The organism is Streptomyces sp. 135, from assembly GCF_020026305.1.
In the GTDB taxonomy this organism is placed as follows: Bacteria; Actinomycetota; Actinomycetes; order Streptomycetales; family Streptomycetaceae; genus Streptomyces.
The window spans coordinates 2,689,115-2,715,302 of sequence record NZ_CP075691.1; the positions used below are offsets into that span (position 1 = coordinate 2,689,115).

A 26,188-nucleotide genomic window follows, 5' to 3' on the forward strand; every position below is an offset into this window, starting at 1 on the left:
CTAAAAGAGCGTTTTGTCCCGCCCGGGGTGCTTCATTGCAGTTCAGACGGCGGACCGCTTCTGCTCGGCTGGGGCGGTAGGCGTGTCTTGTGGCAGGTGAGGCAGATGACGGCCTTCGAGGGTCCGTTTCGGTCCCTTCGCTCCTGTCTGATCCCAACACGCCCCCGGTCACGCTGGTTTGCGCCCTGTGGCGGGACGGCGGCCATCGGTACTACCGAAACATGCCACGTAAGCAGCGGCCGTACCCGAGTGACCTGTCCGATGCCCGTTGGGAACTGCTGGAACCGACTTTGACAGCCTGGCGGGCCGAAAGAAGAGGGAAGGGCCTGGACATCGGGCGGCCGCCCGAGCACGATCTGCGCCGGATCATGGACGCCATCCTCTATGTCGACCGAACCGGAATCCCATGGCGGTACCTGCCACACGACTTCGCACCATGGGAAACCGTCTACGGATACTTCGCCGCCTGGCAGAAGGACGAGGTCTTCGACCAGCTCAACGGTCTCCTGCGCCGACTGGTCCGAAAGGCCGAAGGCCGCGACGCCGAGCCCACCGCCTGCATCCTCGACGCCCAGAGCATCAAGACCTCAGCCAACGTGCCCGCCGCAGGCCAGGGCATCGACGCGGGTAAGAAGATCGCAAGCCGCAAACGTCACATCGGCGTCGACACGCTCGGCCTCCTCCTGGCCGTGTTGGTCACCGCCGCCAGCGTCTCCGACAATGCCGGCGACATCCACGTGCTCTCGAACATCGCCGCCGACCACCCCCGCATCACCAAAGCCTGGGCTGACACCGGCTACCGCACCAAGGTCATCGAACACGGCGCCCGCCTCGGCATCGACGTCGAAGTCACCCGCCGCGACCCCGCCCAGAAGGGCTTCAAGGTGATTCCGCGGCGCTGGGTCGTCGAGCGGACCATCGGTTGGCTCATGCACCACCGCCGGCTCACCCGCGAATCAACCCCGAACTGGCGCGACGCATGACCACTGGGCACGGCATCGTCACGAACTCGCCGACCCCTGCCGCAACACCCTGAATCGCTGATCCATCAGGTCAACACACTCATGCAAACCCGGAGTCGGTAGACCGGCACGCTCACGCATCGCAGCAATGGCCTGCACATTCCGCCCGGCCGAAACGAGGCCGTCCACCTCCGCCTGCGCCTCAACCGAGAGCCGGTCCCACAGAGCATTCCCCATACCCGCATTGAACCCCACGGACCGCACTCAAGAGCGACCGCGATCCGCTTGAACCGCCGCCTTACCAAACACCCCTGGCGGGACAAAACGCTCTTTAAGTGGGCGGGAAGGACGTGGCGACTGGCTGCGACGCCTCTCCGTGCGGAGAGGAAATCGGTGACCGTCCTGTGCCCCCGTTGTGTCGCCCTTCTCGCGAGCGTCTACCGCGTAACCCTCGACGAATTGGCTGCCGCGCATGAGCGCACCCTGTATCCAGCGCGACGCATCGATTATTTCGCGTCCACGGGGCCCTGAGTCCTGGGGACACGCGGCGGGCCCGCACGGAGTTCGTTCCGCGGGCCCGCTTCGTCGTCCGCCCTCCAGGGACCGACGCCTGGTCCGGTGGCTGAGGACCGCTAGGTTCTGTCGTCAAATGTCACGCCCACATCAGGAGCGATGCCAAGGTGACGGCTGCTTCGTAGGACCGGGCGGTCTTGTCGTAGCGGGTGGCGATACCGCGCCACTGCTTGAGGCGGTTGAAGCACCGTTCCACGACGTTGCGGTGCTTGTAGACCTCACGGTCGAAGCCCGGCGGGCGGCCTCCACGGCTGCCTCGCCGGGCCCGGTTGCCGACCTGGTCGGCCCGCTCGGGAATCGTGTGCGGGATGCCGCGGCGGCGGAGCCAGGTGCGGATCACCTTCGAGCTGTAGCCCTTGTCGCCCAGGACGTGATCGGGCCGGGTGCGGGGCCGCCCCGGTCCGATCCGGGGCACCCGGACCGCTTCCATCACGGCGGTGAACCGGGTGCAGTCGTTGATGTTGCCACCGGTGACGACGAAGCCGAGCGGACGGCCCCTGCCGTCACAGGCCAGGTGAATCTTGCTGGTCAGCCCGCCTCGGGAACGGCCAAGGGCCGGGTCGCAGAGCCCCCTTTTCAAGCTCCGGCCGCATGCTGGTGGGCCCGGACGACCGTGGAATCGACCGACACCAGCCACTCGATGTCGCCCGCCGCGTCCGCCTTCGCCTGCGCAGCCCGCAGCATCCGGTCGAACGTCCCGCCCGCCGCCCACCTGCGAAAACGCTTATGCAGCGTGGTCCACGGCCCGTAACGCTCGGGCACGTCCCGCCAGGCCGTCCCGGTCCGGAACTTCCACACGATCCCGTTCAGGACCCTGCGGTCATCCAGCCGCTTACGCCCCCGCAACGACTCGGGCAGCAGCGGCCGGACGAACTCCCACTCAGCATCGGACAGTTCATGACGACGTATCACAACACCATGATCCACCAGCGGTGATCATTTGAAGACACTGCCTAGTACTGCAACGGTCTTTGTTGTGATGGTTGTTCGGGGTGTGGGGGTGGGTGTCCGCGTCGTGTGTAGTGGCTGGTGCGGGCTTGCTGTTGACGTCGTCGTCGCCAGGCTGACCAGTGCAGGATGTGGTCGATGGACACCGGTCGGCGGTTGGTGAGGCGGGTGATCAGGCGTCTGATCTCGGCGAGGCTGAGGTGGATGAGCTCGGAGGATCCGTTTCTGCTTTGTGTGTCCAGTTGCCGGGCCCGCAGGACGGTCAGGCAGGCGTGGGCGGCCATGGCCAGGGTCATGTGGCGGTGCCAGCCGTCATGGTACTCATCAGGCCGCACTCGCCCTGCGGTCCAGGCCCAGCGGCTGCCCGCGACGCGGATCAGTTCGTCCAGCGTGGTGCCTGCCGGGCAGTAGGCGATGTAGTAAGAGATCTCCTCGGTACGCGAACGCTTCGGCGGGCGATGACCCAGTGTTGCCGGTCGGGCCGGTGCCAGGGGCGGACCTCCACTCGGGCCCAGTCGTAGACCCGTGGGCCATGGGCCCCGTTGCCGCAGGAACGGCGCTTCCACTTCTGTCTGGGCAGGCCGGGGAAAAGATCGTGGACGGGGTGGTCGATGGACCAGCGGGTGACGACGGTGTCGTGCCGGGTGGTGGCCATGACATGGAAGACGTCGGCCTGTTCCAGCTCGAAGCGCCAGCCCTTGCTGTAGCCGTAGGCGGCATCGGCCGTCACCCATCCGAACGGGATCCTGTCGTGGATCGCCCGGCGGACCATCGCTTTGGCCATGGCTACCTTCGTCTCGAAGGCGACAGTGTCCTTGATGCCAGCTTGTCGGCACCTTTCCCGGTCGTCGGTCCAGGAGGTGGGCAGATACAAACGGCGGTCGATCAACGTGCGTCCGCGGCTGCCGGCGTAGGCGAGGAACACACCGATCTGACTGTTCTCGGTGCGACCGGCGGTGCCGGAGTATTGACGTTGCACCCCGGCCGAGCGGATGCCCTTCTTGAGGAATCCGGTGTCATCGATGATCAGGACGGCATCCCGGTCTCCGAGGTGCTCAACGACGTAGTCGCGCACGTCGTCAAGGACTTCGTCGGCGTCCCACTCGATCCGGTTCAGCAGCCGGTGGATCCGGTCAGGGCCCGCGTGCCCGGCTTCTTCCGCGAGTGTCCAGCCGTTCTTCCGCTCCAGCGGAGCGATCAGCCCCCGCATATAGGCAAGCGCCGACTGCCGCGGCTCTTCCCTGTTGAACCGGTGCACGAACCGCTCGTGCACCGCACCCAGTTCCCCGGCCCACAACGTGACATCAGCAAGCTCCCCGCCCATAACCACATAAACGACCAAGCTGGCCACCAGTCACGCCAAAGACCGTTGCAGTACTAGGAGGTGTGGCGGCCGCCTGCCGCCTGGCGGCGCTTGGCGCGTTCGACCTGTCGTAGCAGCAGGTCGGCGAACGGCTGCCTCGATGGGGTCGTCAAATTCGACGGGGCGGTGGATGGCGCGGTCCTTGTACGCGCCCATGGCATCGGTGAAGAGCGCGGAGGCGGCTGTCTGCCCAGCAGGGCGTGCGGCTTGTGCGCCGCAAGCGGCTGGTGATGCAGCCGCAGGCCCAGTGACGACTGGCCCGAAAAGGTGGTCAGCTTGGTGTCTACGCCACTGCCCAGCCCCCGTGGCGCGGTGTCCTGACCGGGGTCGGGGAAGACCTCGACGACGTGACCGTGGTCGTAGGCGATGGCGTTATCACTGATCTGCACCCCGCCAGTGGTCTGTCGCAGCTGATGTTCGATGGTGGCTTGCAGTTGCTGTGCACCAGTTGGAGACAGCGCTGCCGCGGAAAGTCCAATGACAGCGGCGCCAGCTGCCACGGTGGTGCCGACGGGGCGGAGTTAGCTGCGCTGCTGGTGGTGCTCGTCGTCGAGCCGGGCCAGCTGCTACCCGCCGCGGCCCGTGTGGCTGTGGCGATGGCCGCGGACCGTTTCCTTCCTCCTGGCCGCCCTGTTCCGTTGCCGGCCGGGCCGGCAGCTCTGGCGGGTGGCGTGGGGAGTGGCTCAGCGGTTGCGGCGGCGTGTGGCGTAGGTGATGAGGGTGCCGGCGGTGAGGAAGAGGGCGGCGCTGGTCAGGGGCCAGGTGAGGCTGGTGCCGGTGTGGGCCATGGTGCCGGAGGGGTTGGGTGGTGTGCCGCCCGTGCCACCGCTGCCTCCGCTCCTGGTGGGGTGGGGGGTAGGTGCCGGCGTGGGGGGAGCGGTGGTGCTGCCGGTCGGGGTGGGGGTCGGCGTCGGGGTGGGGGTCGGCGTCGGGGTGGGGGTCGGCGTCGGGGTGGGGGTCGGCGTCGGGGTGGGGGTCGGCGTCGGGGTGGGTGGTGTGGGGCCGGGGCCATCTTTGAGTGCCAGCAGGTAGCTGTTGTCGACGTGGACCTGGCTGAGGTCGGTGTGGTCGTGGTAGATCAGGGCCCAGTCGCCGTCGATGTTGCCCCAGGTTTCGACCTTGCCGCTGCTGGTGACGGCGGCGATCGCGTATGCGCCCCCGTAGTTCGCGCTGGCGTCGATGTCGCGGACCCCGTGGTAGGTGTCGTCCGGCCTGGGCCGGAACCAGTCGATGTTGTTATCCAATTTTCCCCAGGAGATGAGGTCGCCGTTCTCCTTCAGCGCCAGCCCGTACACATGAAAGATGTCCGGATGCCAGCCGTCGGGGTAGATGTCGGTCCGGAATTTCTTGACACCGGACAGAGCGGCTTGGGGGATGTCCTTGGCGTAGTCGGCGTACGGGCCCCACATGACGACTTTGCCCTGGGTGGTCAGTCCCATGTACTGGTTCTCCAGGTACGCCAGGTGTTGGGGGGCACCGGCGACCGGGGTGACCCCCTGCGCCGGTTGTCTCTCGTCCCAGGTGACCAGCGTCCCGTTCTTGACCGCGTACTCGGGCATCTTGCTTGGGGCACCGCAGCTGTCCCCGCCGACGCAGCCAACCTCGTCGCCGTAGATCGCGGTGACTCCGGAGCCGAGCTGGGAGGGCACGGTCATCTGATGCCCGTCGCTGCCCCATTGGATGAGGCCGCCGTCCTTGATGGCCATCGTGGTGACACGGGAGGCGGCGGTGGCGGTCACGCCGGACTGGGCGGCCTGGGGAAGCGGCACCTCCTTGCCCGTCTCCGGATCCCACTGGACGGCCTGACCGCCCTTCTTGATCACCGTTTCACCCGCACCACCGTGTGCGGGTGCCATGACACCGGAGGTGATGGAGGAGGGAATGTGGGGGTTGTTTTCGCCGATGTTGACGACTTCCCCTCCGGTGATGGCATCGGAGGGCACGGGGGTGGAGGCGGCGGCGAATGCGGGGGTGGCCAGGGTGAGGGCTGAGGCGGCCACGAGCGCGGCCGTACGGCTCAGGCGCCGGTGTCGGGTGAGCTGGGGGGTCATGAGAGGACGGGGTTTCCGTTCTGGGTAGGCCCGGGACTCTGGACCCGCCCGAATGTCGGTTCTGGCGCTGCATGTCAGCTTTTGGCCATTCACGCCACTTGTGCGACGTAAACACTCGACATGATGCCATAAATATAGCGTTATGCTGTTCGGGTTAATGTGCGGGGTTTGTTGCTGAACCGATGGGCTCAGCAGGGTTTCTGACGTTCTCTCACCCCTGCCGGTGTTCCCCGCTGGGGTGAGAGGGCGGGTGACGAGTGGAGGCAGTGGCATGACATCGGGTCGGCATACAGAGTGTTCGCGGCGGCGGTGCTCCACCAGGGGCGGTGTCCGCCCGGTCACGGCTGGGCGGACCTTCGAGGAGTGGCTGGTGTGGGCGGTGCGGCGGGGGCCGGCCGCAGCCCTGGTCCTGGTCCTGGCCTGCGGGATGGCGGTGGTCGGTGTGGCATCGCCGGCGGCGGCCACGGCGAAGGCCACGGGGTCGCACACGGACGCGGGCGCGGACGCGTGGACCACGACCTGGGCCTCTCCCATGGACAGCCTCGCTTCCCAGCCCAACGGCGCGTGGACCGGTGAGGGGAGCGATCCCGACCTGGTTCCTGAGGCTGCCGGAGCTACGCATGTGAAGGTCACGGGGCAGCAGACGGTGCGGATGCCGGTGCATGCGAGTATCGGCGGGGGCCGGGCCCGGATCCGGCTGGACAACCGGACCAACACCGTGGCGGTGCACCTCGGGCATGCCACGATCGCCCCGCAGTCCTCGGGGGCCCAGGCAGCTACGGCGCCGGTAACGCTCACCTTCGGCGGAAAACAGGACGTCACCCTGGCGGCGGGGCAGGAACTGGCCAGTGATCCGGTGGACTTCCCCGTACGGGCGGACCAGACCCTACTGGTGAGCCTGTACCTGCCCGACCCGGTCACCTACCTGCCCTACCACCACTACACCCTCACCACCCTCTACAGCAGTGGCACGACGGAGGGAGCCATCGACGGTACCGACCGGGCTGGGGACACCGACGCCACGCATTTCACCCAGCGGAGCAGTGGCACCGGCTACGCGCCGCGGGTGTTGTTGTCGGGGCTGGAGGTGACGCCGTCGTCGGGCGGGGGCACGGTGGTGGCGCTCGGGGACTCGCAGACCGATGGCGGGCACACCGCGGCGGACGTGAATGCCCGGTGGCTGGATGTGTACGGGCGGGCCCTGCAAACGTCCGCACACCCGATGGGGGTAGCGAACGAGGGAATCTCCGGCAACCGGGTCCTCACCGACAACACAGCGTCCCAGCTGTCGATGCTGCACCGCTTCCAGCACGATGTGCTGGACGTGCCCGGCGTCCAGCAGGTGCTCTTCTACGGCGGCATCAACGACATCACCAAGTGCACCAGCAGCAGCACCGAGGCCCCCTGCCCCGGCCTGGAAGCACAGCTGGAAGCAGCGGTCACCACGATGGCGGCCAAGGCGCACGCGGCGGGACTGACGTTCACGGTGGCGACCCTGCCGGCCTTCGCCAACCACACCTCCACCAACAAGTACTGGGATCCCAGCGGCTGGCGAGAGAAGGTACGCCTGAAGTTCAACGCGTTCCTGCGCACCACGAGTGTCGCGGACGCGGTGGCCGACTTCGACACCGCCTCGTACGACCCCGCCACCCCCACCGCCCACACCCCCGACACGGCCACGGGGCTCCTGCCTGCCGGGCAGGACCGTGTCTACTCCCGTTACGTCGACCACAGTGACTGGTTGCACCTGAACGACGACGGCAACTGGGCCGTGGCCCAGAGTCTGCCCGCCACCGCCCAGACCACCCGGCACGACCCGGCCAAGAGCACTGCGGCCACCTACACCCAGACCAGCAGCGCCGACATCAACGGGGACGGCATCGGCGACATCCTGGCCGTCGACGAGAACACCCACGCCCTGTACTACTGGCCCGGGATGGCCGACTCCAACACCAGCAGCAACACGAGCGACGCCGACTACGCGGAGGATGTCCCCAGGGGGGATGGCACCTTCGGCGGCAAACAGAAAATCACCACCGGCTGGGGGTTCACGCAGACCAGTACGGCCGACCTTAACGGTGACGGTGTCCAGGACATTCTTGCTGTTGATGCTGACCATGTCCTGTGGTGGTGGCCCGGCACCGGCACCCTCCCCACCCGCAACACGAACAACACGGTCGTCTTCTCCAGCGCGTTCACTGCCAAGCAGGAGATCACCGGGAACTGGAGGTTCACGCAGACCAGTACGGCCGACCTTAACGGTGACGGTGTCCAGGACATTCTTGCTGTTGATGCTGACCATGTCCTGTGGTGGTGGCCCGGCACCGGCACCCTCCCCGCCCGCAACACGAACAACACGGTCGTCTTCTCCAGCGCGTTCACTGCCAAGCAGGAGATCACCGGGAACTGGAGGTTCACGCAGACCAGTACGGCCGACCTTAACGGTGACGGTGTCCAGGACATTCTTGCTGTTGATGCTGACCATGTCCTGTGGTGGTGGCCCGGCACCGGCACCCTCCCCGCCCGCAACACGAACAACACAGTCGTCTTCTCCAGCGCGTTCAGCACGAAACGGCAGCTCGCCACCGACTGGAGTTCCACCCAGACCACCCTCGGCCCCCTGCGTGGCACCACCCCCCAGGGACAACGCCTTCTGGCCCGCGACGCAAACGGCAACCTCAACCAGTGGACCCCCCTCCCCGCCACCGGCCAGAACACCCCCGGCCCCCAACGCCGCATCACCCCCCACTGGTAACCCCACACCCACACACCCAGCCGTACGCCGGAACGGCCCCCAAGAACCGAGAGCAGCGCCCGGGCCACACGGCCCGGGCGCTGCTCTGACATGAGACCGCGAAGCCCGGGGCACGCAACCCTGGCTGGGCTCCCCCCGCCACGCAGTGAAGAACTCCGCCGTCGCTCGCGCCGACGGCGGGATACGCAGCCCGAAATCCCCGCGATGCGCCTGCCGGTTGAACGGATCCACCGGCGAGGCGACGGTCACGCCGAACCGCTGGAGGACCTCGTACACGTACCCCAACGCTCCCCTCGACCACACACCGGAACACTGCGAGCCTATTGGTAACTCCGGCTATTGGAAGTTGCGGAATGGGTGCGGCGGCGACCCAGTTCGCCTAAAGGGTGTTGCAGAACGGATGAAAGATCTTCCGAGGCCACCTCGCGGCGGCTCCCAGACCGGTGGAAACGGGAGCAGAATCAGGCAGTTGACCTTGTCGCTGATGGCCGAATCCGAGCGTGATCGCCGTTCTGCAACACCCTTTAGGCAGTGTCTTCAAATGATCACCGCTGGTGGATCATGGTGTCGTGATACGTCGTCATGAACTGTCCGATGCTGAGTGGGAGTTCGTCCGGCCGCTGCTGCCCGAGTCGTTGCGGGGGCGTAAGCGGCTGGATGACCGCAGGGTCCTGAACGGGATCGTGTGGAAGTTCCGGACCGGGACGGCCTGGCGGGACGTGCCCGAGCGTTACGGGCCGTGGACCACGCTGCATAAGCGTTTTCGCAGGTGGGCGGCGGGCGGGACGTTCGACCGGATGCTGCGGGCTGCGCAGGCGAAGGCGGACGCGGCGGGCGACATCGAGTGGCTGGTGTCGGTCGATTCCACGGTCGTCCGGGCCCACCAGCATGCGGCCGGAGCTTGAAAAGGGGGCTCTGCGACCCGGCCCTTGGCCGTTCCCGAGGCGGGCTGACCAGCAAGATTCACCTGGCCTGTGACGGCAGGGGCCGTCCGCTCGGCTTCGTCGTCACCGGTGGCAACATCAACGACTGCACCCGGTTCACCGCCGTGATGGAAGCGGTCCGGGTGCCCCGGATCGGACCGGGGCGGCCCCGCACCCGGCCCGATCACGTCCTGGGCGACAAGGGCTACAGCTCGAAGGTGATCCGCACCTGGCTCCGCCGCAAGGGCATACCGCACACGATTCCCGAGCGGGCCGACCAGGTCGGCAACCGGGCCCGGCGAGGCAGCCGTGGAGGCCGCCCGCCGGGCTTCGACCGTGAGGTCTACAAGCACCGCAACGTCGTGGAACGGTGCTTCAACCGCCTCAAGCAGTGGCGCGGTATCGCCACCCGCTACGACAAGACCGCCCGGTCCTACGAAGCAGCCGTCACCTTGGCATCGCTCCTGATGTGGGCGTGACATTTGACGACAGAACCTAACGAGGCGAAGGACGGCCCACCTCCATGAGGGGTGGAGGTGGGCCCCGGCTGGCGCACTGCCTCTACGTCAACCGGTTGCTTGGCACCAAGCGCACGACCGGGCAAGAAGCGTCGGCACCAAGCGTGAGCGGCGGGTGCCCGCGTGCCGCTTGGGTTGCGGTTCCGCTGCTCTGCCCATAAATCTATGGGTTGTTGCCGCCGTCCATGGAGAGGCATTCGCCTCTCATTGCCGAGCCTTTCGACCCTGCGTCCGACCGCGCGAGACCGACAATGCGCCAACTCGGGTGTCTAGGCGCGCGTGTTGAGGACCGGCCGCTGCAGCGAGCGGGCCTTCGCGCGCCTGCTGGGCAGGCAGAATCCCTCCGGAATTCCCCTTCGGAAAATGACCTGATCCTTAGCCCCTGTCACAAAGCGACGAAGGCCCCTGGCACTCGGTACAGCCAGCTAACGATCATGAAAGACGCTCGGCGGCACCGCTCGCTCGTCCGCGCTTCCCCACGAGTCCGCGCGGCGCGCCGTACTGACGGATTCACAGCAAGACGGCACACCGGAGAGGACTGTTCAGTGACCGAGGCAGCGATACATCCCGAAGGAACCACGCGTCGGCCGGTGTCGGCCGAAGGCCCCGCTCCCGGCAAGCCGCGTCCGAACTGGATCTTCTGGGTCACCACCACCGACCACAAACAGATCGGGACCCTGTATCTGGTCACCTCGTTCGCGTTCTTTCTGATCGGTGGTCTGCTCGCTCTGCTGATGCGGGCCGAACTCGCCCGCCCGGGCAGCCAGATCCTCTCTAACGAGCAGTTCAATCAGGCATTCACGATGCACGGCTCGATCATGCTGCTGCTGTTCGCCATGCCCTTGTTCACCGGCTTCGCCAACTGGATCATGCCGCTCCAGATCGGGGCGCCGGACGTCGCCTTCCCCCGGTTGAACATGTTGGCCTACTGGCTCTTTCTGTTCGGCTCGCTGATCGCCGCCGCAGGCTTCCTCACCCCGCAAGGCGCCGCTGATTTCGGCTGGTTCGCCTACGCGCCGCTGTCGGACGCCGTGCATTCCCCGGGTATCGGGGGTGACATGTGGATCATGGGCGTGGCCCTGTCCGGCTTCGGTTCGATCGCCGGTGCGGTTAACTTCATCACCACGATCGTCTGCATGCGCGCGCCGGGCATGACGATGTTCCGGATGCCGATCTTCACCTGGAACGTGCTCTTGACCGCCCTGCTGATCCTGATCGTCTTCCCCGTGTTGGCAGCGGCCCTGTTCGCTTTGGAGTGCGACCGCAAGTTCGGCTCCCACGTCTTCGACCCCGCCAACGGCGGTCCTCTGCTCTGGCAGCATCTGTTCTGGTTCTTCGGTCACCCCGAGGTCTACATCCTCGCTCTGCCCTTCTTCGGTGTCGTCTCGGAAGTCATCCCCGTCTTCTCCCGCAAGCCGATCTTCGGGTATGCCGGACTGATCGCCGCGACCATGGCGATCGCCGGTCTCTCCGTGACGGTGTGGGCCCACCACATGTACGTGACCGGTGGGGTGCTGCTTCCGTTCTTCGCCTTCATGACGTTCCTCATCGCGGTGCCGACCGGAGTCAAGTTCTTCAACTGGATCGGCACGATGTGGAAGGGATCGCTCTCCTTCGAGACACCGATGCTCTGGTCCATCGGTTTCCTCGTCACGTTCCTCTTCGGCGGACTGACGGGAGTTCTGCTGGCGGCTCCCCCGCTCGACTTCCACGTCTCCGACTCGTATTTCGTGGTCGCGCACTTCCACTACACCCTCTTCGGCACGGTCGTCTACGCGATGTTCGCCGGTTTCCATTTCTGGTGGCCCAAATTCACGGGCAAGATGCTCGACGAACGCCTCGGGAAGATCACCTTCTGGACACTCACCGTCGGCTTCAACCTCACGTTCCTCGTCCAGCACTGGCTCGGTGCCGCCGGAATGCCGCGCCGCTACGCCGACTACCTGGCCAGCGACGGTTTCACCACGCTCAACACCCTGTCCTCCATAGGCTCGTTCCTGCTCGGCCTGTCGTTTCTGCCGTTCTTCTACAACATCTGGAAGACCGCCAAATACGGCAAGCGCATCGACGTGGACGACCCATGGGGTTACGGCCGGTCCCTGGAATGGGCCACTTCCTGCCCCCCGCCGCGGCACAACTTCACGAGCTTGCCTCGCATCCGCTCCGAGTCCCCCGCGTTCGACCTGCACCACCCGCAGGCCGCGGCACGCGACATCGCGAAGCGGGCCGCCACCTCACCCGCTCGCTGAACCAGGACCGGAGGTTCACGCGACATGAACGCGGCCGTAGACGTCCTGGCAGTGGCCGTGGTGACCATAGCGGGGAGCGTGTGGTGGCTGACGGCCCTCGTCGACCTGCGGGCGAAGGGGGACCGCCCCGCCTCCCGCCGCGCGACAGCCGTCTCCTGCCTCACCGGCTGGGGTTGCGCGCTGGTGACGGTCGCCGCGTACCTGGCCGACGCCCGGCCTTGGCCGCTCACCATCCTGGCCCTCGCAGGGGCCGCGACCACGGTGCCGCTGCGGGTTCGGGCGCTACGCCTTCAAGCGCGCGAGCAGCAGGAGGCATCCCAGCACTGGGCCGTGCTGCGGCCCGGTGCCGCACGCGCCTTCCCTGACCGCCGGCCTCACATCACGTTCGCTCTGTGGGCGACCACCGGACTCGCCTTGGCCTGCGCGTCCGGTGCTCTTCTGGTCCTGGGTATCCCCTCGCCGCATCGGCCGTGGCTCACGGTCCTCGTTCCCCTCGCCATCACCGCCCCCTTTCTGACAGTGGGCGGTGTCCGCGCCCACCAGGCGCGACGACAGGAAGTGCCGGTCACGTCCGGGACCACACCGCGGTAGGTGTCGGGCCGCCGCCCATCCCGCGGGCACGGTCGGCGGTCATGCCGCGGCCAGGCCAGGCCGGGGCGTGACCTGGACCGTCCGCAGACGGCTGAGGGCATACCCGCCCGCGGCCGTGGCCACCATGGTTGGCAGCATGAATCCGATGGAGTATGAGTGCTTGGCGCTGTAGATGGCATCACCAGGAGCGGTACGAAGCTCCCAGGCTACCGACCGCCCCGATGATGCCGGCGACGCTGCCTACTTGGTGTTGCGGGGCGACCAGCGCGAACACCGAGCCGCTGGAGGTGCCCAGTCCTGCCGCCATCGCCAGGAGGCACGCAGCACCGCCCCAGTTCAGCCGCGGGTCGAAGGCCCGCACCACGGCGCAGACGCCGGTCAGGCCCAGCGCCCAGCCCGTCACCGTGGCCGGGTGGACGCGATCGGAGGGCCATCCGCCGACGGGCCGAAAGACCACCGTGCCCAGCGCGAACCCAGCGGCTTTGGTGCCTGCTGTGGTCGAGCCCAGCGCGTACCAGGTCTTGAGGTAGGTCGGAAGGTACACGCCGAAGGATCGGCCAGCCGGGACAGCAGTGAGCTCGTCGGCACGTGCCGGGACCGGTGGTCGCGCAACAGCAGCCAGGTGAGGGCGGCGTAGATCGCGAGCGCGATGGACAGTACGACGAACGGGCGGTGCGCACCGCTGTCGTGCATGCGCGGCGTGAGGTAGCCGGACAGGGCGACGCCGACCATGCCCCTGCCGAACACACCGAGCGCCGTCCCACGGGCTCCGGGCGGGAACCAGGAGTTGGAGCGGGATACCGATGGCGAACGTGGTGCCCCAGGCCGAGTACGAAACCGGTGGCAAGCAGGAAGCCGTACGAGTCGAGAGCCGGGATCAGCAGCAGCACCGGGACGATGGTCAGTGCGGCCGGCAGCGGGATCATCGCGCGGGCGCCGAACCGGTCAGTGAGGGCGCCGACCACGACGCGGCCGAGCAAGCCGACCAGGACCGGCACCGCCACCATGAGGGACTGCTGGAAGGAGCTGAGACGCAGGTCGTTCACGATGCCTACGGCGAGGGGGCGATCAGGTTCGACGCCCAGAAGGGGAGCGAGAAGCCGACCGTGGCGAACGGCGAGGTTGATCCACTTCTCGGCCGGCCGCGGCCGGCTTGCAGACGTCGCAACCGTCGGCGGCGCCCACGAGGCCTCGCGGCTCGGCGGCGCGGACGCCTACCGGGTGCGGATGGTGACGCGCTGCTGGGCATGGTGCAGACCGAGGTGGCGATGGCCGACAGCGTGAAGCTCGACGCCGACGTACGTCATGCGGCGTGGGAACAGCAGCTCACCGCCGCCGGCGCTGGGCTCGACGATCCGGTCAAGCGGCTGGAGTTCATCCGCTGGCAGGTGCTGCGGGCCGGAACCCCGTTGCGGCTGATGGCGCAGAACCAGGAGGTCGGGCCGATTCCGCTGGCCGCCGCGCACACGGTGACGGGGCTGCTCGGGGTGATCGCCGCGAGCCAGGACGCCGTCGCCACCGGGGACGTGGAGACCCTCGCCGCGCAGGCCGAGCAGCTCCACGCTGCCCGGGAGGCGCTGGTGACGGCGATCGGGAACACTGACATCCTGCTGCACATGCTCAAGTCGGTCGGCCCGTAGGAGTGTTGATGGTCAAGGCACCCGCCCCCGGCGGTGTGCAGCAGATCAGCGTACGGAAGCTGGATGAAGCTGCGGCGAAGAAGACACACAAAGCCCAGCGTCGGGCCGAGAACGAACGTAACCGGGCGGCGAAGCTCGCCCGACAGGCCCGGCTCGCGCTGCCGCCCGGGGAACGGTTGGCCGCCGCGACGGCCGGGATCGACGCGAAGTGGGCGATACCGAAGGCGACGGTCGACGCCGAGGAGGTTAAGGCCGCGCAGCGGGCGGCGATGACCCGCATCGAGGTCGTCCGGGAGATCACCGTGGAGGTGCCGGCTCCGCCGCTGCCCGCTGGTTCATACACCGAGTGCGAGGTGTGCGTCGGGCGTGGGATGCGGGACCGCCACGGGCAGGTCCCGGCGGCCGCCGAGCGCCTGGCCCTCATCGACGCGGCCGGGATCGAGGTCGCGGTGATCGAGACCTGCCCCACCCATGTCCCCTATGTGGAGGCGACCGCACGGCGCCGCGGCTTCACCGCCCGCAAGCCCGCTGCCGGGTAGGCGCTGGCGGCGATGCTTCCTGGTTTCAGCGGCGTTCGACGCTGAAACCAGCGTCGTGGAGGGCGGCGGTCCACACATCAGGTCGAACCACTTGTCGCCGTCGGGCAGCATCTGCCGGATCTGCTGCATGCGGGCGTCCCAGTCGTGCCCCGTCTGGCCGCGGCTGCCCTCGCAGCCGGTGCAGCCGTCCTCGCCGTGGATGTGTCCGGCCATCCACGCGTTCACGGCCACGTTGATGATGACGGAGTACAGGTCTCCGCCGGTCTCGGTCAGCGAGTCGGGGACGCCGGCGAGGATGAGGCCGCGTTCGGGGTTTTTCAGCGGCGGCAGCGGCGCCTGGCCGAGGTGGCCGGTGTCCTGGTCGGCGTGGGCTTTGTACTGGGCGGCGATGGTGTCGGCCAGGGCCTCGGCGTCGAAGTACCGCCAAGTGGAGCGGGGTTGGATGTCCAGGCGCTCGGCGACGGTGGTCATGTTGGTCTCGATGGTGTCGGCCACGGTGCCGGGGCGGACGGTGACACCGCGCCGGGCGAGCGCGGCGAGGGTGTCGGCGACGGCGGTCTTGAACGGCTTGGTGTTCCTCACCCGCGCAGTCCAGGGCGGGTGAGGGCCGGGACGTCCTATGCTCCAACAGCCCTCGTGGAGTGGGTGTTTCCGACGGCCCCGGCTGGTGCACACGGGGTGGAAATGCACAGGAGCCGGGGCCGGACGGTGCAACGACTCGGCGCGGGCTACGACACGGGGCCGCCCACCCCGGGGCGCTCGAAGACGGCCAGGAGCCGCTCGCGCTGCCCGGCGGACAGCCCACGCACCCGGCGCCGCTCGGAGATTCCGAGGGACTCCAGCAGCTGAACTGATCGCGCGGTGCCGATGCCCGGCATCGACTCCAGGACACGGTGCAGGCGCATCTTCCCGGCGACGTCGTCCTCGCGTTCCAGAACCTCCCGCAGCGGGATACGGCCCTCCTTGAGGCCGGTGCGGATCTCGGCGCGTTCGCGGCGTACGACGAGGGCCTTGTCGAGTGCGGCCTGACGCTGGGCCTTGGTCAGATTCGGAAGGGGTGTCACAGAGCGGCCCTTTCCTCTATTTAAGTGGCCCATCATGCTCTCTTTCCCGTTGGCGGCTCTACCGGAGACGATTGTCCGCCTCCTTCAAAGCCGTCAGGAAGGGCCGAAGTGCCTCTTTCGTGCCGTCGTGCGGTGCGGCCGTATTTGGCGGAATGCCATGGGGTGACGGGTTTCTCACGTGCCAGGCCCGTCCACCGCTGTGGGGTGTTACCAGCCGGTGGTGGTGCGGCGGCGGGGTCCGGGGGTGGTTTGGGTGGGGTCGGTGGTCTGGGTGGTTGTGGTGGGGCGGGTGGTGGTGGGGGTCCATTGGTAGAGGCTGCCGTCACTGTCGCGGGCGATGAGGCGTTCGCCGCGGGGGTCGGGGTCGCGCAGGAGGCCGGGGACGGTCTGGGTGTAGTGCCAGGTGGTGGCGAGTTGTTGCTTGATTCCGAAGGCGCTCCTGAAGGAGGCGGTTGGGGTGTGGGGCAGGCCGGTGCCGGTGCCGGGCCACCACCACAGGGTCTGCTGGCCGTCGACGGCGACGAGGTCGGTGATGTGGTCGCCGTTGAGGTCGCTGGCGCTGGTCTGGGTGAAGGCCCAGCCGCCGGTGATCCGTTGTTTGGGAGCGAACGCGCTGGTGAACAGGACGGCCTTGCGGTGGTGTTGGTGGTTGCGGGTGTGGAGGGTGCCGGTGCCGGGCCACCACCACAGCACGTGGTCGGTGTCGACGGCGACGAGGTCTGGGATGTGGTCGCCGTCGAGGTCGGTGACGAGGGTCTGGGTGAAGTTCCAGTTGGCGGTGATCTGCTGTTTGGCGCCGTAGCCGCCGTGGACGGCGCCGGGCCACCAGCACAGGGTGTGGTCGGTGTCGGTGGCGACGAGGTCGGTGATGCCGTCGCCGTCGAGGTCGCCGGCGAGGGTCTGGGTGTAGGTCCAGCCGCCGGTGATCTTGGTGCGGGCGGCAAAGGTGCCGTCTCCGCGTGAGGCGCCGCTGCTGGTGGTGTTGATGTCTGGCTGGCCCGCCCACTGGTAGAGCGTGTGGGAGGTGTGGTCCACGGCGATCAGTTCCGCGATGCCGTCGTTGTCGGTGTCGGCGATGTTGGTCTGCGTGAAGCGGGCCGCGGCCTGGGGGGGCGGGAGAGGGGGTGAGTGCCTGAGCGAGGGCCCAGTTGCCGTTGTCATTCAGGTGCAGGCGGTCATCGGTCCGGTCGTAGTAGCCGGCATACAGGCGGTCCTGCCCGGCCGGCAGTGGCGCGGTGGCGTCGGCGGGGTGCGCGGCGGGGGGTGGCGGGGTCGTAGGAGGTCTGGTCGAAGTCGACGACCCGGTCCACCGCCTGGGTGGTGCGCAGGAAGGCGTTGAACTGCCTGCGGGTGGTTTCCCGGCTGCTGGTGAAGCGCTGGTAGCCGTGAAACGGCGGCAGTGTGACCGCGGTGAAGGTCAGCCCCGCCTCATGTGCCTGCCCGGCCAGGGTGGTGACCGCCTTTTCCAGGGCTGTGGCGGTGGCGTCGGACAGGGTGATGTCGTTGATCCCGCCGTAGAAGATCACCTCTTTCACGCCGGGCACATCCAGCACATCGTGCCGGAACCGGTGCAGCATCGACGCCCCGGAACCGTCCTTCAACACCTGGTTCGCGGAGATGCCCGCGTTGGCCACGCCCCTCGGGTGCGAGGAGGCCTGCAGAGCACGCCCGTACACATCCAGCCACCGGTGATTGCCGTCCAGATCGGTGTGCCCGCCATCGGTCTGTGAATCCCCGATCGCCACGACCGTCCCCCCACTGCCCGCGGCCGGCGTCACCTCCACCCCCGACACCAACACCCGCGGACCGTACTTGTCATCTTGCGTCCTCCGGAACAGGTTGTCCGGGGAATTCTCAGTGTCGGCGGCGATGGATTCAGAGCGGTCGGTGTGATCCGTCTTGGGTGTGCTGTAGAGGGTGGTGAGGGTGTAGCTGTGGTAGGGGACGGTGGTGACCGGGTCGGGCAGGTAGATACTCACCAAGAGCACCTCGTCCGCCGTCACGGTGAAGTCGGGGGGATCACTGGCCAGTTCACCGCCAGCGGCGATCGTCACATCCTGACGTCCGCCGAAGGTCAGCGACACCGGGTGTTCCGCCGCCGCCGAGGCGGTCTTCTGGTGGGCGAGGGTGGCATGCCCGATCCGGATCGCCGTCCCGTTGCCCGTGTTGTCCAGCCGGATCCGCGCCCGCGACCCGCCGATACTCGCGTGTACCGGCATCCGCAGCGTCTGCCCCCACCCGTAATCGACAGCTTGCTGGGGGCTTTGTCGGCGGTGGTGAGGTCTTTGACGTGGTCCATGGGGGCGGCCCAGGTGGTGGTCCAGTCCCCGGCGTCGGCCGCCTGCGACCAACTGCGGCCCCCGCTGCCGTTGTTGTGGGTGGAGTGTCCGGTGGCGGACACGGCGGTGAGCAGGGCCAGCGCCACAGCCCGCCGCAGGCCCCGCGCACCAGATGCCGGACGGACCCGGAACCAGGCCCGGGGGCATCGCTGGTGGCGCCCGCGGTGGCGTGCGGGGCGCCGGGCCGGTGGTCCGTGCCGCGGGAGCCGGACGCGGGCAGCCGGGGATGGTGTCGGGTGGGACGGGATATCACAGCCTGTCTCCGAGTCGTCGGTTCCCCGCCCCTGGCGGGGCAGGTGAGGGCACGTCAACACCATGCGAAACCAGCCGGGTTGGCCCCACTGTGCCGCACGCGGTGCCCGGGCATGTAGCCAACGGGAATACAAGCCACTTATGCGATGATGATGTTGATTACGCCTCATAACGATGAATGAGGAATAGAACGGACATATAGGTGGCTATGCGGGCTCGGGCCCGTCCAGCCGGAACACACACCCACAAGGACCCCACAGCTGTCATGACGCTCATACACACCCCCCGCCAGCCCGCACCCCCCACCCCTGCCCCGGTATCGGAGGGGCACGGGCAGCGCTCCCGCCGGCCGCGCCGGGGCCTGCTGGCCGCCGCCATCACCCTCGCCGTATCCACCGGCATCACCACCCCCCCTCGCCACCACCCCCACCCCCACGACCACCGCGACCACTGCGGCCACCACCCCCTCGGCCAGCGCATCCCCCTCTGCCCACACTCCGGCATCACCGGACACCTCCGCCACCAGCGCCCCTTCCGCTTCCCCGGCCCACTCCGCCCCGGCCCGGCACACCGCCCCGCGCGCGGACGGCGGCCAGGTCCTCAGCATCGGCACCGACCCCAATCCGGACTTCGACCCGCCCGCCTCTGTCCGCTCAGGCGTCACCACCCTCGGCGGCCAGCAACGACCGACTGTGATCAAGGACGGGGGCCGGGTCGTCCAGTGGACCGACGGCAAGGAGAGGACGCTGCCGCAGGAGACCCGGTCCGGTGTCGACGCCGTCGCCGACGCCCTGGACTACACACTGGGCCTCAAGGACGGGCGGGTCATCGAATGGAATATTGGCAACAAGCCGGTGATGCAGCCGGTGCCGGAGGAAGTCCAGTCCGGCGTCACCACGATCTGGGCCCTGAACAGCGACCGGTACGCGGTCAAGGACGGAACGCTCCTGACCTGGGGCGATGACGGGAAGGTGACCCCGGTCGACGGCGCCCCCAAGGACCTGGTGGCCCTCACCAACCCCTACATGGGACTCACCCGGCACGGCGAGGTCGTCATGTGGGGGCCCTACAAGAAGTACGCCGCGGAGATTCCCGAGGAAGCCCGCTCCGGCGTTATGAAGTTCGCAGCGGCCGAGGCGGAAACGGTGGACCCGACAGACCCGTACACCCCGGTGTATGGGGTGGCGTTGAAGAAGAACGGTGACCTGATCACCTGGGGCACCCTCGACGACAGCAGCGGCATGAACCGGCCCAAGCCTGACAACGTCGACCACCACATCCGCGACATTGCCGCAAATGGCAACAGCATCGCAGCGGTCACCGAGGAAGGCGCCGTCACAGTCTGGGGCGACCCCGGCTTCGTGTGGGCGGGCGGCGACGCTCCCACCTCCGGCATCACCCAGGTCTGCTTCGGCAACGGTTTCTTCCTGGCATTGAAGGGCGGGCCCGGCCCGCACGACCCCACCGACGACGACACGCCCACACCGGCCCCGGACCCTACCCAGACCACCACCCCCGCACCGGACCCCACCCAGACCACCACCCCCGCACCCAGCCCCACCAGCAGCGGTTCCGGGAGCAGCGGCGGCGGTGACGGGGGCGGCGATTCCAGCAGCAGCGGTTCCGGACACATGCAAAACGCCGGCGACGCCCGCCCCTCGGGAAGCATGGCCCACACCGGCACCGGCATGACCTGGCCCCTGGCCGGCGCCGGCGCGCTGCTGATTGCCGCCGGTACCGTCGTCGCCCTCGCCGCACGCCGCCGCCGACACCCCTGAACCACACAGACAAACCACTACAACACGCAGCGGGGAGGGGCAGAAACCCCAGACCGCACAGCCTTCCTGCCCCAAAGCAGACCCCCGGGGCGGGAAGGCCGAGGCACCCGCCCGCCCACACGGCACAATCGAAAAAATGCGCTCACGCAACTCCGACACCATCCGCGGCCGCAGCGCTGGAGCCAGACCTTCCAGTTCGCTGCAGAACCGGGCCACATCAGCCCTCAGAAAGCCGCTCCTCGGATCACTCGCACTCATACAGGCAAGGAATCGTTCCAGGTCGAGTTAGACCGTGTACTACGTGGTGAGGCGGACGAGTCGTTTGTAGCAGCAGATGGCGGCTGCCAGTCCGAGAAAGACCAGGGAATTACGGGGATCGCGTTCGTAGCGAGGGCTCAGGCGTCGGTAGCCGGACAGCCAGGACATCGTCCGCTCGATGACCCAGCGGCGGCGGCCCAATCGTTCGCTGGACTCGATGCCTTTGCGCGCGATCCGTACTCCGATCCGTTTGCCACGTAACCATTTCCGCAGGTCGGCGTGGTCTTAGGCTTTGTCTGCGTGGAGGCGCTGGGGCTTGAGGTACCGGCCGCGGTGGGGGTCATGTCTCGTTTGGTGACCCTCGACCATGGGCTTCAGCCCTTCGCTGTCGTGGGTGTTGCCGGCCGATACGCCGACGAGGAGGGGCAGTCCGTTCGCGTCCGACAGGACGTGCATCTTGGAACCCGGCTTGCCCCGGTCCACGGGGCTCGGACCTGTGCGTTCGCCCCCTTTTTAGCCCTCACGTGGGCGGTGTCCAGGACGACGCGGGTGACGTCGATGAGGCCGGCGTCGTCGAGTCGGCGCAGCACGGCTTCGTGCAGCCGCCCCCAGACTCCGGCTCTCGACCAGATCAGGAACCGGCGGTGGGCGGTCGACTTCGATATGGCGAAGCAAGGCGGTAGTTGGCGCCAGGCGCAGCCGCTGACCAGTACGTAGATGATGGCCGTGCCAGCTGCGATCTGCTGGAGTTGTGACCGGTCAAGCGCATCAAGCAGGATGGCGTCCCGCAGGGCAGCCCGCGAAGGTCAAGACACACGACTTCCCCGGCCAGGCCGAGAAGCGATCGGATCCGTCACGGCCTGCGCTGGTCACGACGGCACCGCCTGCAACAAGCCGTCGCACGCATCTGCCACCGCAAACGCAACCGGCTCCGGCACGCCGGCCGACCGCCACCTGCCCCAACGGGCCGACGAACTACAGCGAACACGCTGATCTACAACCGAAGGGTCAGACACCGACGATGAACTGAATAAAGATGATCTTTACGAGGACAGTCAGTGCAAACAGTGTGGCGTAGCCGGTGTTGATCCGGCTATCCCGCACTCGGCTGTTCGCGTAGGCCGTAATCGCCGGATTTCCGACGTAGCCGGACAGCAGGCCCATCGTGCGCTCGCGGCTCATCCCGAGCACCTTGCAGGTGAGCACGCACAGCGTGTAGCTGAGCAGCGCTCCGCCGAGCAGGACCAGGAGCAGCTTGAGGCCGAAGACCGAGAAGGCGTTGCTGCGGAAGGCATAGCCCGAGGTCAGGCCGACGACGCCAAGGAAGAGCATCAGACCGAATTGTCGGATGGCCAGGTTCGCGCGGGTCGGCAGCGTCCAGACCAGTCGTCCGGTGCGCCGACGCCAGCCCAGGATCATTCCCATCACCAGAGGGCCTGCGGCGGTGCCGAGCGCGAGACTGGTCGAGCCCAGATGCAAGGTCGGGATGCCGATCAGGAAGCCGAGTGTCAGGCCCAGCCCGAGCGCGACCATCGACACTTCGTTCACCTTGGCCTCCTCGTCGCCGAGGTAGGCAGTGATCTCCATCGCCTTCTCCCGTGGGGCGACCACGCGCAGCTTGTCGTCCAACTGCACCACCATGTCTGCGTGGGCAAGGAGGTCGAGGTCACCGCGGCGCACCCGGCTCACCTTGCCGTCGAAGCGTTTTTCCAGGCCGAGTTCGGCGATGGTGCGGCCGGCCAGGCCGGGATTGGTGAGCGTGGACCGTCGATAGTCCACGACGCTGCGGTCATCCAACAGGTGGGTGTCGGAGAGGCGACCGAATGCGGTCACCCCGGCGGCCACCGCGTCGTCTCCGCCGACCAGCACAAGGCGGTCGCCCGCGGTGACCTGCTCGATCCGGTGCACCACATGGACGCCGGTGCCGTCGCCCGGTTCGCACACGCTGACCAGCAGACGTCCGTCCGCGATCTCGGGGACGTCGTTGAGACGCATTGCGTGGGTCACCTCGACGGTGCGAGTGATCAACCTGTCGGGCAGTGCTGCGGCCCGGTCGCGCTTGGCGATCCACTTCTTGCGGGAGGTGAGGAAGGCCAGGAAGACGATGGTCACCACGACTGCCATCGGATAGCCGATCGCGTAACCGACGGCCGGGTCGGGCGAGCCGCCGGTGGCTGCGGTGGCCGCGGCCAGGCCCGGTGTGGTGGTGCCGATCCCCGCGTAGCCGCCGGCCAGGTAGCCGCCGCCGAGACCGAAGGCCGAGGAGCCCGCCCAGGCGACGGCCAGCGCCACGATGCCCAGGCAGACGATCGAGCCGAGCATCACCGGAAGCTGGCGACCGACATCGCGGAAGAAGGCGGGGCCGGCCTCGAGGCCCACCGTGTAGGCCCAGACGGCCAGGCCGATCGCGGAGACCGCCGCGGCCTGGGCCAAGCCGATGTCCGGGTCGAGCGCGCCCACCGCGAGGCCGGCGAAGAGGGCTCCGGCGCCGCCGAGCTTGACCGGACCGAACGGCACCATGCCGAGCAGGGCGCCCAGCGTGATGACGCCGAAGAGGGTCAGATACGGGTTGTCCGCGAGAAACTTGACCATGTCGCTCAGACCGCCTTCGGTCCCTGGTCGGTCAGGACATTGTCGCTGGCCCGGCCGGCCAGGTAGTCCTCGACGTTGTGGAGGGTAGTGTCGATGATGGTGTTGACCGCGTCGCTGGTGAAGTACGCCTGGTGCGAGGTGACCAGCACATTGCTGAAGGTCATCAGACGGGCCAGCACATCGTCGGTCATCACGTCCAGGGACCGGTCAGTGAAGAAGACCCCTTCCTCCTCCTCGTAGACGTCCAGGCCGACCCCGGAGAGCTTTCCGGCCCGCAAGGCCTCGACCAGGGCGGTGGTGTCGACCAGGCCCCCGCGGCTGGAGTTGATCAGGATCGCGTCTCGCTTCATCCACGTCAGGGCGTCCTCACCGATGAGGTGGCGGGTGGACGGCAGTAGGGGTATGTGCAGACTGACCAGGTCGCTCTGGGCGAGCAGCATGGGCAGTTCGGTGTAGGTCATGCCGAGGTCGGTGCAGGCGGGGTTGTGGGCGATGTCCCAACCCAGGATGCGGGCGCCGAAACCGGCCGCGATCCGGGCGAAACACTCGCCGATCTTGCCGGTGCCGACGACGCCGACGGTCATGCCGTGGATGTCGCGGCCCATCAGTCCGTCAAGACGGAAATCGAAGTCGCGGGTGCGGGTGGCGGCGCGCACGATGCGCCGGTTGACCGCGGTGGCGAGCGTCCAGGCGAACTCCGCGACCGAGTACGGCGAGTAGTACGAAACCCGGGCCACGGTCAGACCCAGCCGGTTCGCCTCGTCGAGGTCGATGTTGTTGAAACCCGTCGACCGCTGGGCGATCATGCGTGTTCCGCCCGCGGCGAGGGTGCGCAGGCAGAGCGCGGTCAGCCGGGCATTCACGCTCGGGCTGATCACCTCGTAGCCCGCGGCCAGCGCTGCTGTCTCCTCGTTGAGAAAGACATCGAGCATGGTGAGTTCATGTCGCTCACCGAATGCCCGGTCCATCAGCAGGCGTTCGTCTGTCTGGACACCGAAGGCGATGACTTTCATGAACTGCTCCTCGAGGAACACGACCGCACTCCTTGTGAATGTGTTCACAAAACTATCTCTGCGGTGCGGCCTCGGCGTTCGGCGTAAGTCTGTGAGCCAGAGGTCCAAGGACCCAGAGATTCATGGACCAATGGATCGCCTTCGGTCGCCGCTACCCCTCCGAGGACAGCATGGACAAGATCTACAACGACGACGAACTTCCCGCCGCTACACCATCACAGGGGACATGACCCCGGTGACGACATCGACCAAGTGAACGGTTTCGCCGACGGTGACCATCTGCGTGTCGGGCACCGCGCTTTGGGCCAGGAATCGCAGGTGGAACGCTTCCTCGCTTGCGGCTGTAATCCGCCCGGGGCTGTGCCGCGTGGTCCGGGCCTTCCCCGGCAGGCCCGCGGCCCAGTGGGCTGGGTCCCGAACGTCGACGCCACGTGCGTACGCGCCGACATGAAGGAGACCGTGCCGCCGAGCATGTGGCGCTCGGCGGTGCCGTCATCGGCCACCGTCAGCAGCACCCGCGCGTACCCGTAGAGCCAGCCCGACAGCGTCAGCAGGATCTTCCCGCCCGGCCGGGTCTGCGCGAGCAGGGCCGGGGCACCGCGCGGAACGACCTGGTCGATCGGAGCCGGTGCGTCGTCCGGGACGACGTCGGGCTCGGGGAAGGCCCGGCGGGACAGTTCGCGCACCGCGGCGGTCTGCCACTCCACGGCCTCCGCGATGGCCGGGTCCGCCAGGGACGGCCGGGCGGCTTGGCGGTGCGCCTTGATCGCGCGGCGGTAACCGTCCGGCGAGGTGCCGCGCTCCACCGGCGCGGCGGGCGCGGTCGGCTGCGAGGCCGGGACGGGGGCCGCCGTGGCGGGGCTGGTCTTCGTGGGCGCGGGCGCCAGGGCGTGGACGGCGTGGACGTGTGCGTTGGGCACCGTGTCGTTGGCCGCCGCGATCAGCTTCGGCACACTCCAGCGCAGCTTCGTGCCGACGGCCAGAGCGTCGGGGACGACGCCCAGGCGGCCGGTGTCCGCGTCGAACTTCACGGCCTGGACCCGCCCGGTGAGCTCGGGCACGGCCGCGGCGAGGATGGCGTCGAACTGGGCGAGGACGCTGCCGCCGGCCGCCGGGGCGACCACGCCGCGCTCGGTCATCATCATGCCAATTGCCGCGCCGAGCCCGAGCGGCGCGCGCCCGTCACGGTGCACGACCGTGCCGGTACGCCGCTTCGGCTTCTTGGTGGTGGCGCCGTTCTTCTTCGTGGCCTCCCGGGCCCAGGGCCTGCCGCGCGAGGTCGACGCCGCTCAGCTCGGTCATGCGATCAGAGGACGGACGCGGTGCGGAACCAGGCCAACACCTGCGCGAGCCTCAACTAGGACGGCGACGGTGTCTGCGCCAGGTCACGGCGATGGCCATGACGGCCGCGCCGACGATCGCGGCGAAGGTCAGCACGACCCACAGAGGGGCGTCCGCTCTCCACCACCAGATGGTTACCCGCACCGTTTCAGTGTTGACACATATGAACCAGATCATGGCGATGAGCAGCGCGGCTGCCAGGGCACCGGATGCGACATCTCGCGTTTTTCGCTGCCGGAACTTCCCGAATTCTTTCACTATGCAGCCTTTCATCTCGACATCCACCCGATGATATGACCGTCATTCCGGGGCATCGCACGCCGAAAGCCGCACCACCACAGGACCAAAGTCCGTAACTGTTGCGCCGCACGGTGCGGGGACAATCGGCTCGCCCCCCACACACCGGTGACACAAGGCCCAGTGATCCGGGACCTTTCCC

Annotated in this window: 15 protein-coding genes and 6 pseudogenes; 7 read left to right on the plus strand and 14 right to left on the minus strand. The window is 67.9% G+C overall.

The window, feature by feature from the left end; all coding sequences use genetic code 11:
- Positions 1-221: 221 nt before the first annotated feature.
- Positions 222-953, plus strand: a pseudogene (locus KKZ08_RS12115) (IS5 family transposase); the annotation flags it as partial.
- 661 nt (positions 954-1,614) lie between these two features.
- On the opposite strand, the pseudogene KKZ08_RS12120 reads toward KKZ08_RS12115, so the two are convergent.
- The 4 genes and pseudogenes from KKZ08_RS12120 to KKZ08_RS12135 form a co-directional block, all read right to left on the minus strand.
- Positions 1,615-2,444: pseudogene (locus tag KKZ08_RS12120) on the minus strand (IS5 family transposase).
- A 211-nt stretch (positions 2,445-2,655) separates the two neighbouring features.
- Positions 2,656-3,807 (minus strand): annotated as a pseudogene (locus tag KKZ08_RS12125) (IS701 family transposase).
- A 53-nt stretch (positions 3,808-3,860) separates the two neighbouring features.
- Positions 3,861-4,346 carry a hypothetical protein gene (locus KKZ08_RS12130; protein ID WP_223774461.1) on the minus strand — a complete coding sequence of 162 codons (486 nt, stop codon included), beginning with the start codon at positions 4,344-4,346 and terminating at the stop codon, positions 3,861-3,863.
- A gap of 183 nt (positions 4,347-4,529) precedes the next feature.
- Complete coding sequence (locus tag KKZ08_RS12135) at positions 4,530-5,897, minus strand: hypothetical protein (protein WP_223779375.1); 1,368 nt, start codon at positions 5,895-5,897, stop codon at positions 4,530-4,532.
- 370 nt (positions 5,898-6,267) lie between these two features.
- Here KKZ08_RS12135 and KKZ08_RS12140 point away from each other — a divergent pair, with 370 nt between their 5' ends.
- The 4 genes from KKZ08_RS12140 (at position 6,268) to KKZ08_RS12155 (ending at position 12,933) form a co-directional block, all read left to right on the plus strand.
- Positions 6,268-8,652, plus strand: a complete 2,385-nt coding sequence (locus KKZ08_RS12140) for an FG-GAP-like repeat-containing protein (protein ID WP_223774462.1) — start codon at positions 6,268-6,270, stop codon at positions 8,650-8,652.
- A gap of 572 nt (positions 8,653-9,224) precedes the next feature.
- A protein-coding gene (locus KKZ08_RS12145; RefSeq protein ID WP_223779019.1) for an IS5 family transposase occupies positions 9,225-10,054 on the plus strand; the annotation gives its coding sequence in 2 pieces (ribosomal slippage) (positions 9,225-9,554 and positions 9,557-10,054; 828 coding nt in all).
- Positions 10,055-10,728: 674 nt separating this feature from the next.
- Entirely contained in the window at positions 10,729-12,342 is a 1,614-nt protein-coding gene (gene ctaD, locus KKZ08_RS12150) for a cytochrome c oxidase subunit I (protein WP_223779020.1), read from the plus strand.
- A gap of 24 nt (positions 12,343-12,366) precedes the next feature.
- The gene (locus tag KKZ08_RS12155; RefSeq protein WP_223774463.1) at positions 12,367-12,933 is read left to right on the plus strand and encodes a hypothetical protein; all 567 of its coding nucleotides are present in this window, start codon (positions 12,367-12,369) and stop codon (positions 12,931-12,933) included.
- Between the two features lie 39 nt (positions 12,934-12,972).
- On the opposite strand, the pseudogene KKZ08_RS12160 reads toward KKZ08_RS12155, so the two are convergent.
- Positions 12,973-14,044, minus strand: a pseudogene (locus tag KKZ08_RS12160) (MFS transporter); the annotation flags it as partial.
- On the opposite strand from KKZ08_RS12160, the gene KKZ08_RS12165 reads away from it, so the two are divergent.
- Positions 14,040-14,573, plus strand: a complete 534-nt coding sequence (locus KKZ08_RS12165) for a DUF6245 family protein (RefSeq protein WP_263303339.1) — start codon at positions 14,040-14,042, stop codon at positions 14,571-14,573. The pseudogene KKZ08_RS12160 and the gene KKZ08_RS12165 overlap by 5 nt on opposite strands.
- Positions 14,574-14,908: 335 nt before the next feature.
- On the opposite strand, the gene KKZ08_RS12170 is transcribed toward KKZ08_RS12165, so the two are convergent.
- The 4 genes from KKZ08_RS12170 to KKZ08_RS12185 form a co-directional block, all read right to left on the minus strand.
- Entirely contained in the window at positions 14,909-15,694 is a 786-nt protein-coding gene (locus KKZ08_RS12170) for a hypothetical protein (RefSeq protein ID WP_223774465.1), read from the minus strand.
- Positions 15,695-15,840: 146 nt separating this feature from the next.
- Complete coding sequence (gene mihF, locus KKZ08_RS12175) at positions 15,841-16,176, minus strand: integration host factor, actinobacterial type (RefSeq protein WP_223774466.1); 336 nt, start codon at positions 16,174-16,176, stop codon at positions 15,841-15,843.
- 207 nt (positions 16,177-16,383) lie between these two features.
- Positions 16,384-17,337, minus strand: a complete 954-nt coding sequence (locus KKZ08_RS12180) for a VCBS repeat-containing protein (RefSeq protein ID WP_223774467.1) — start codon at positions 17,335-17,337, stop codon at positions 16,384-16,386.
- Between the two features lie 14 nt (positions 17,338-17,351).
- A complete protein-coding gene (locus KKZ08_RS12185) occupies positions 17,352-18,395 on the minus strand; it encodes a GDSL-type esterase/lipase family protein (protein ID WP_223774468.1) in 1,044 nt (347 codons plus the stop codon).
- Between the two features lie 1,064 nt (positions 18,396-19,459).
- Between KKZ08_RS12185 and KKZ08_RS12190 the strand changes: the two genes are divergently transcribed.
- Positions 19,460-20,545, plus strand: coding sequence for a hypothetical protein (locus KKZ08_RS12190; protein ID WP_223774469.1), 1,086 nt, complete (start codon positions 19,460-19,462; stop codon positions 20,543-20,545).
- A 297-nt stretch (positions 20,546-20,842) separates the two neighbouring features.
- On the opposite strand, the pseudogene KKZ08_RS12195 reads toward KKZ08_RS12190, so the two are convergent.
- From KKZ08_RS12195 to KKZ08_RS12215, 5 genes and pseudogenes are all read right to left on the minus strand, one after another.
- Positions 20,843-21,528, minus strand: a pseudogene (locus KKZ08_RS12195) (IS5 family transposase); the annotation flags it as partial.
- 283 nt (positions 21,529-21,811) lie between these two features.
- Entirely contained in the window at positions 21,812-23,395 is a 1,584-nt protein-coding gene (locus tag KKZ08_RS12200; protein ID WP_223774470.1) for a TrkA C-terminal domain-containing protein, read from the minus strand.
- Positions 23,396-23,400: 5 nt separating this feature from the next.
- Positions 23,401-24,408: a 2-hydroxyacid dehydrogenase gene (locus tag KKZ08_RS12205; RefSeq protein WP_223779021.1), complete on the minus strand. Its 1,008-nt coding sequence runs from the start codon at positions 24,406-24,408 to the stop codon at positions 23,401-23,403.
- Positions 24,409-24,639: 231 nt separating this feature from the next.
- Positions 24,640-25,001: pseudogene (locus tag KKZ08_RS12210) on the minus strand (SAM-dependent methyltransferase); the annotation flags it as partial.
- 760 nt (positions 25,002-25,761) lie between these two features.
- Positions 25,762-26,034, minus strand: a complete 273-nt coding sequence (locus tag KKZ08_RS12215; RefSeq protein WP_223774471.1) for a LapA family protein — start codon at positions 26,032-26,034, stop codon at positions 25,762-25,764.
- Positions 26,035-26,188: the final 154 nt, after the last annotated feature.

Excerpts from the sequence above, each read along its gene's own strand:
- KKZ08_RS12135 (WP_223779375.1), bottom strand. The coding sequence starts at position 5,897 with ATGACCCCCCAGCTCACCCGACACCGGCGCCTGAGCCGTACGGCCGCG.
- KKZ08_RS12155 (WP_223774463.1), top strand. The coding sequence starts at position 12,367 with ATGAACGCGGCCGTAGACGTCCTGGCAGTGGCCGTGGTGACCATAGCG.
- KKZ08_RS12180 (WP_223774467.1), bottom strand. The coding sequence starts at position 17,337 with ATGACAACGGCAACTGGGCCCTCGCTCAGGCACTCACCCCCTCTCCCG.
- KKZ08_RS12185 (WP_223774468.1), bottom strand. The coding sequence starts at position 18,395 with ATGCCGGTACACGCGAGTATCGGCGGGTCGCGGGCGCGGATCCGGCTG.
- KKZ08_RS12200 (WP_223774470.1), bottom strand. The coding sequence starts at position 23,395 with ATGGTCAAGTTTCTCGCGGACAACCCGTATCTGACCCTCTTCGGCGTC.
- KKZ08_RS12205 (WP_223779021.1), bottom strand. The coding sequence starts at position 24,408 with ATGAAAGTCATCGCCTTCGGTGTCCAGACAGACGAACGCCTGCTGATG.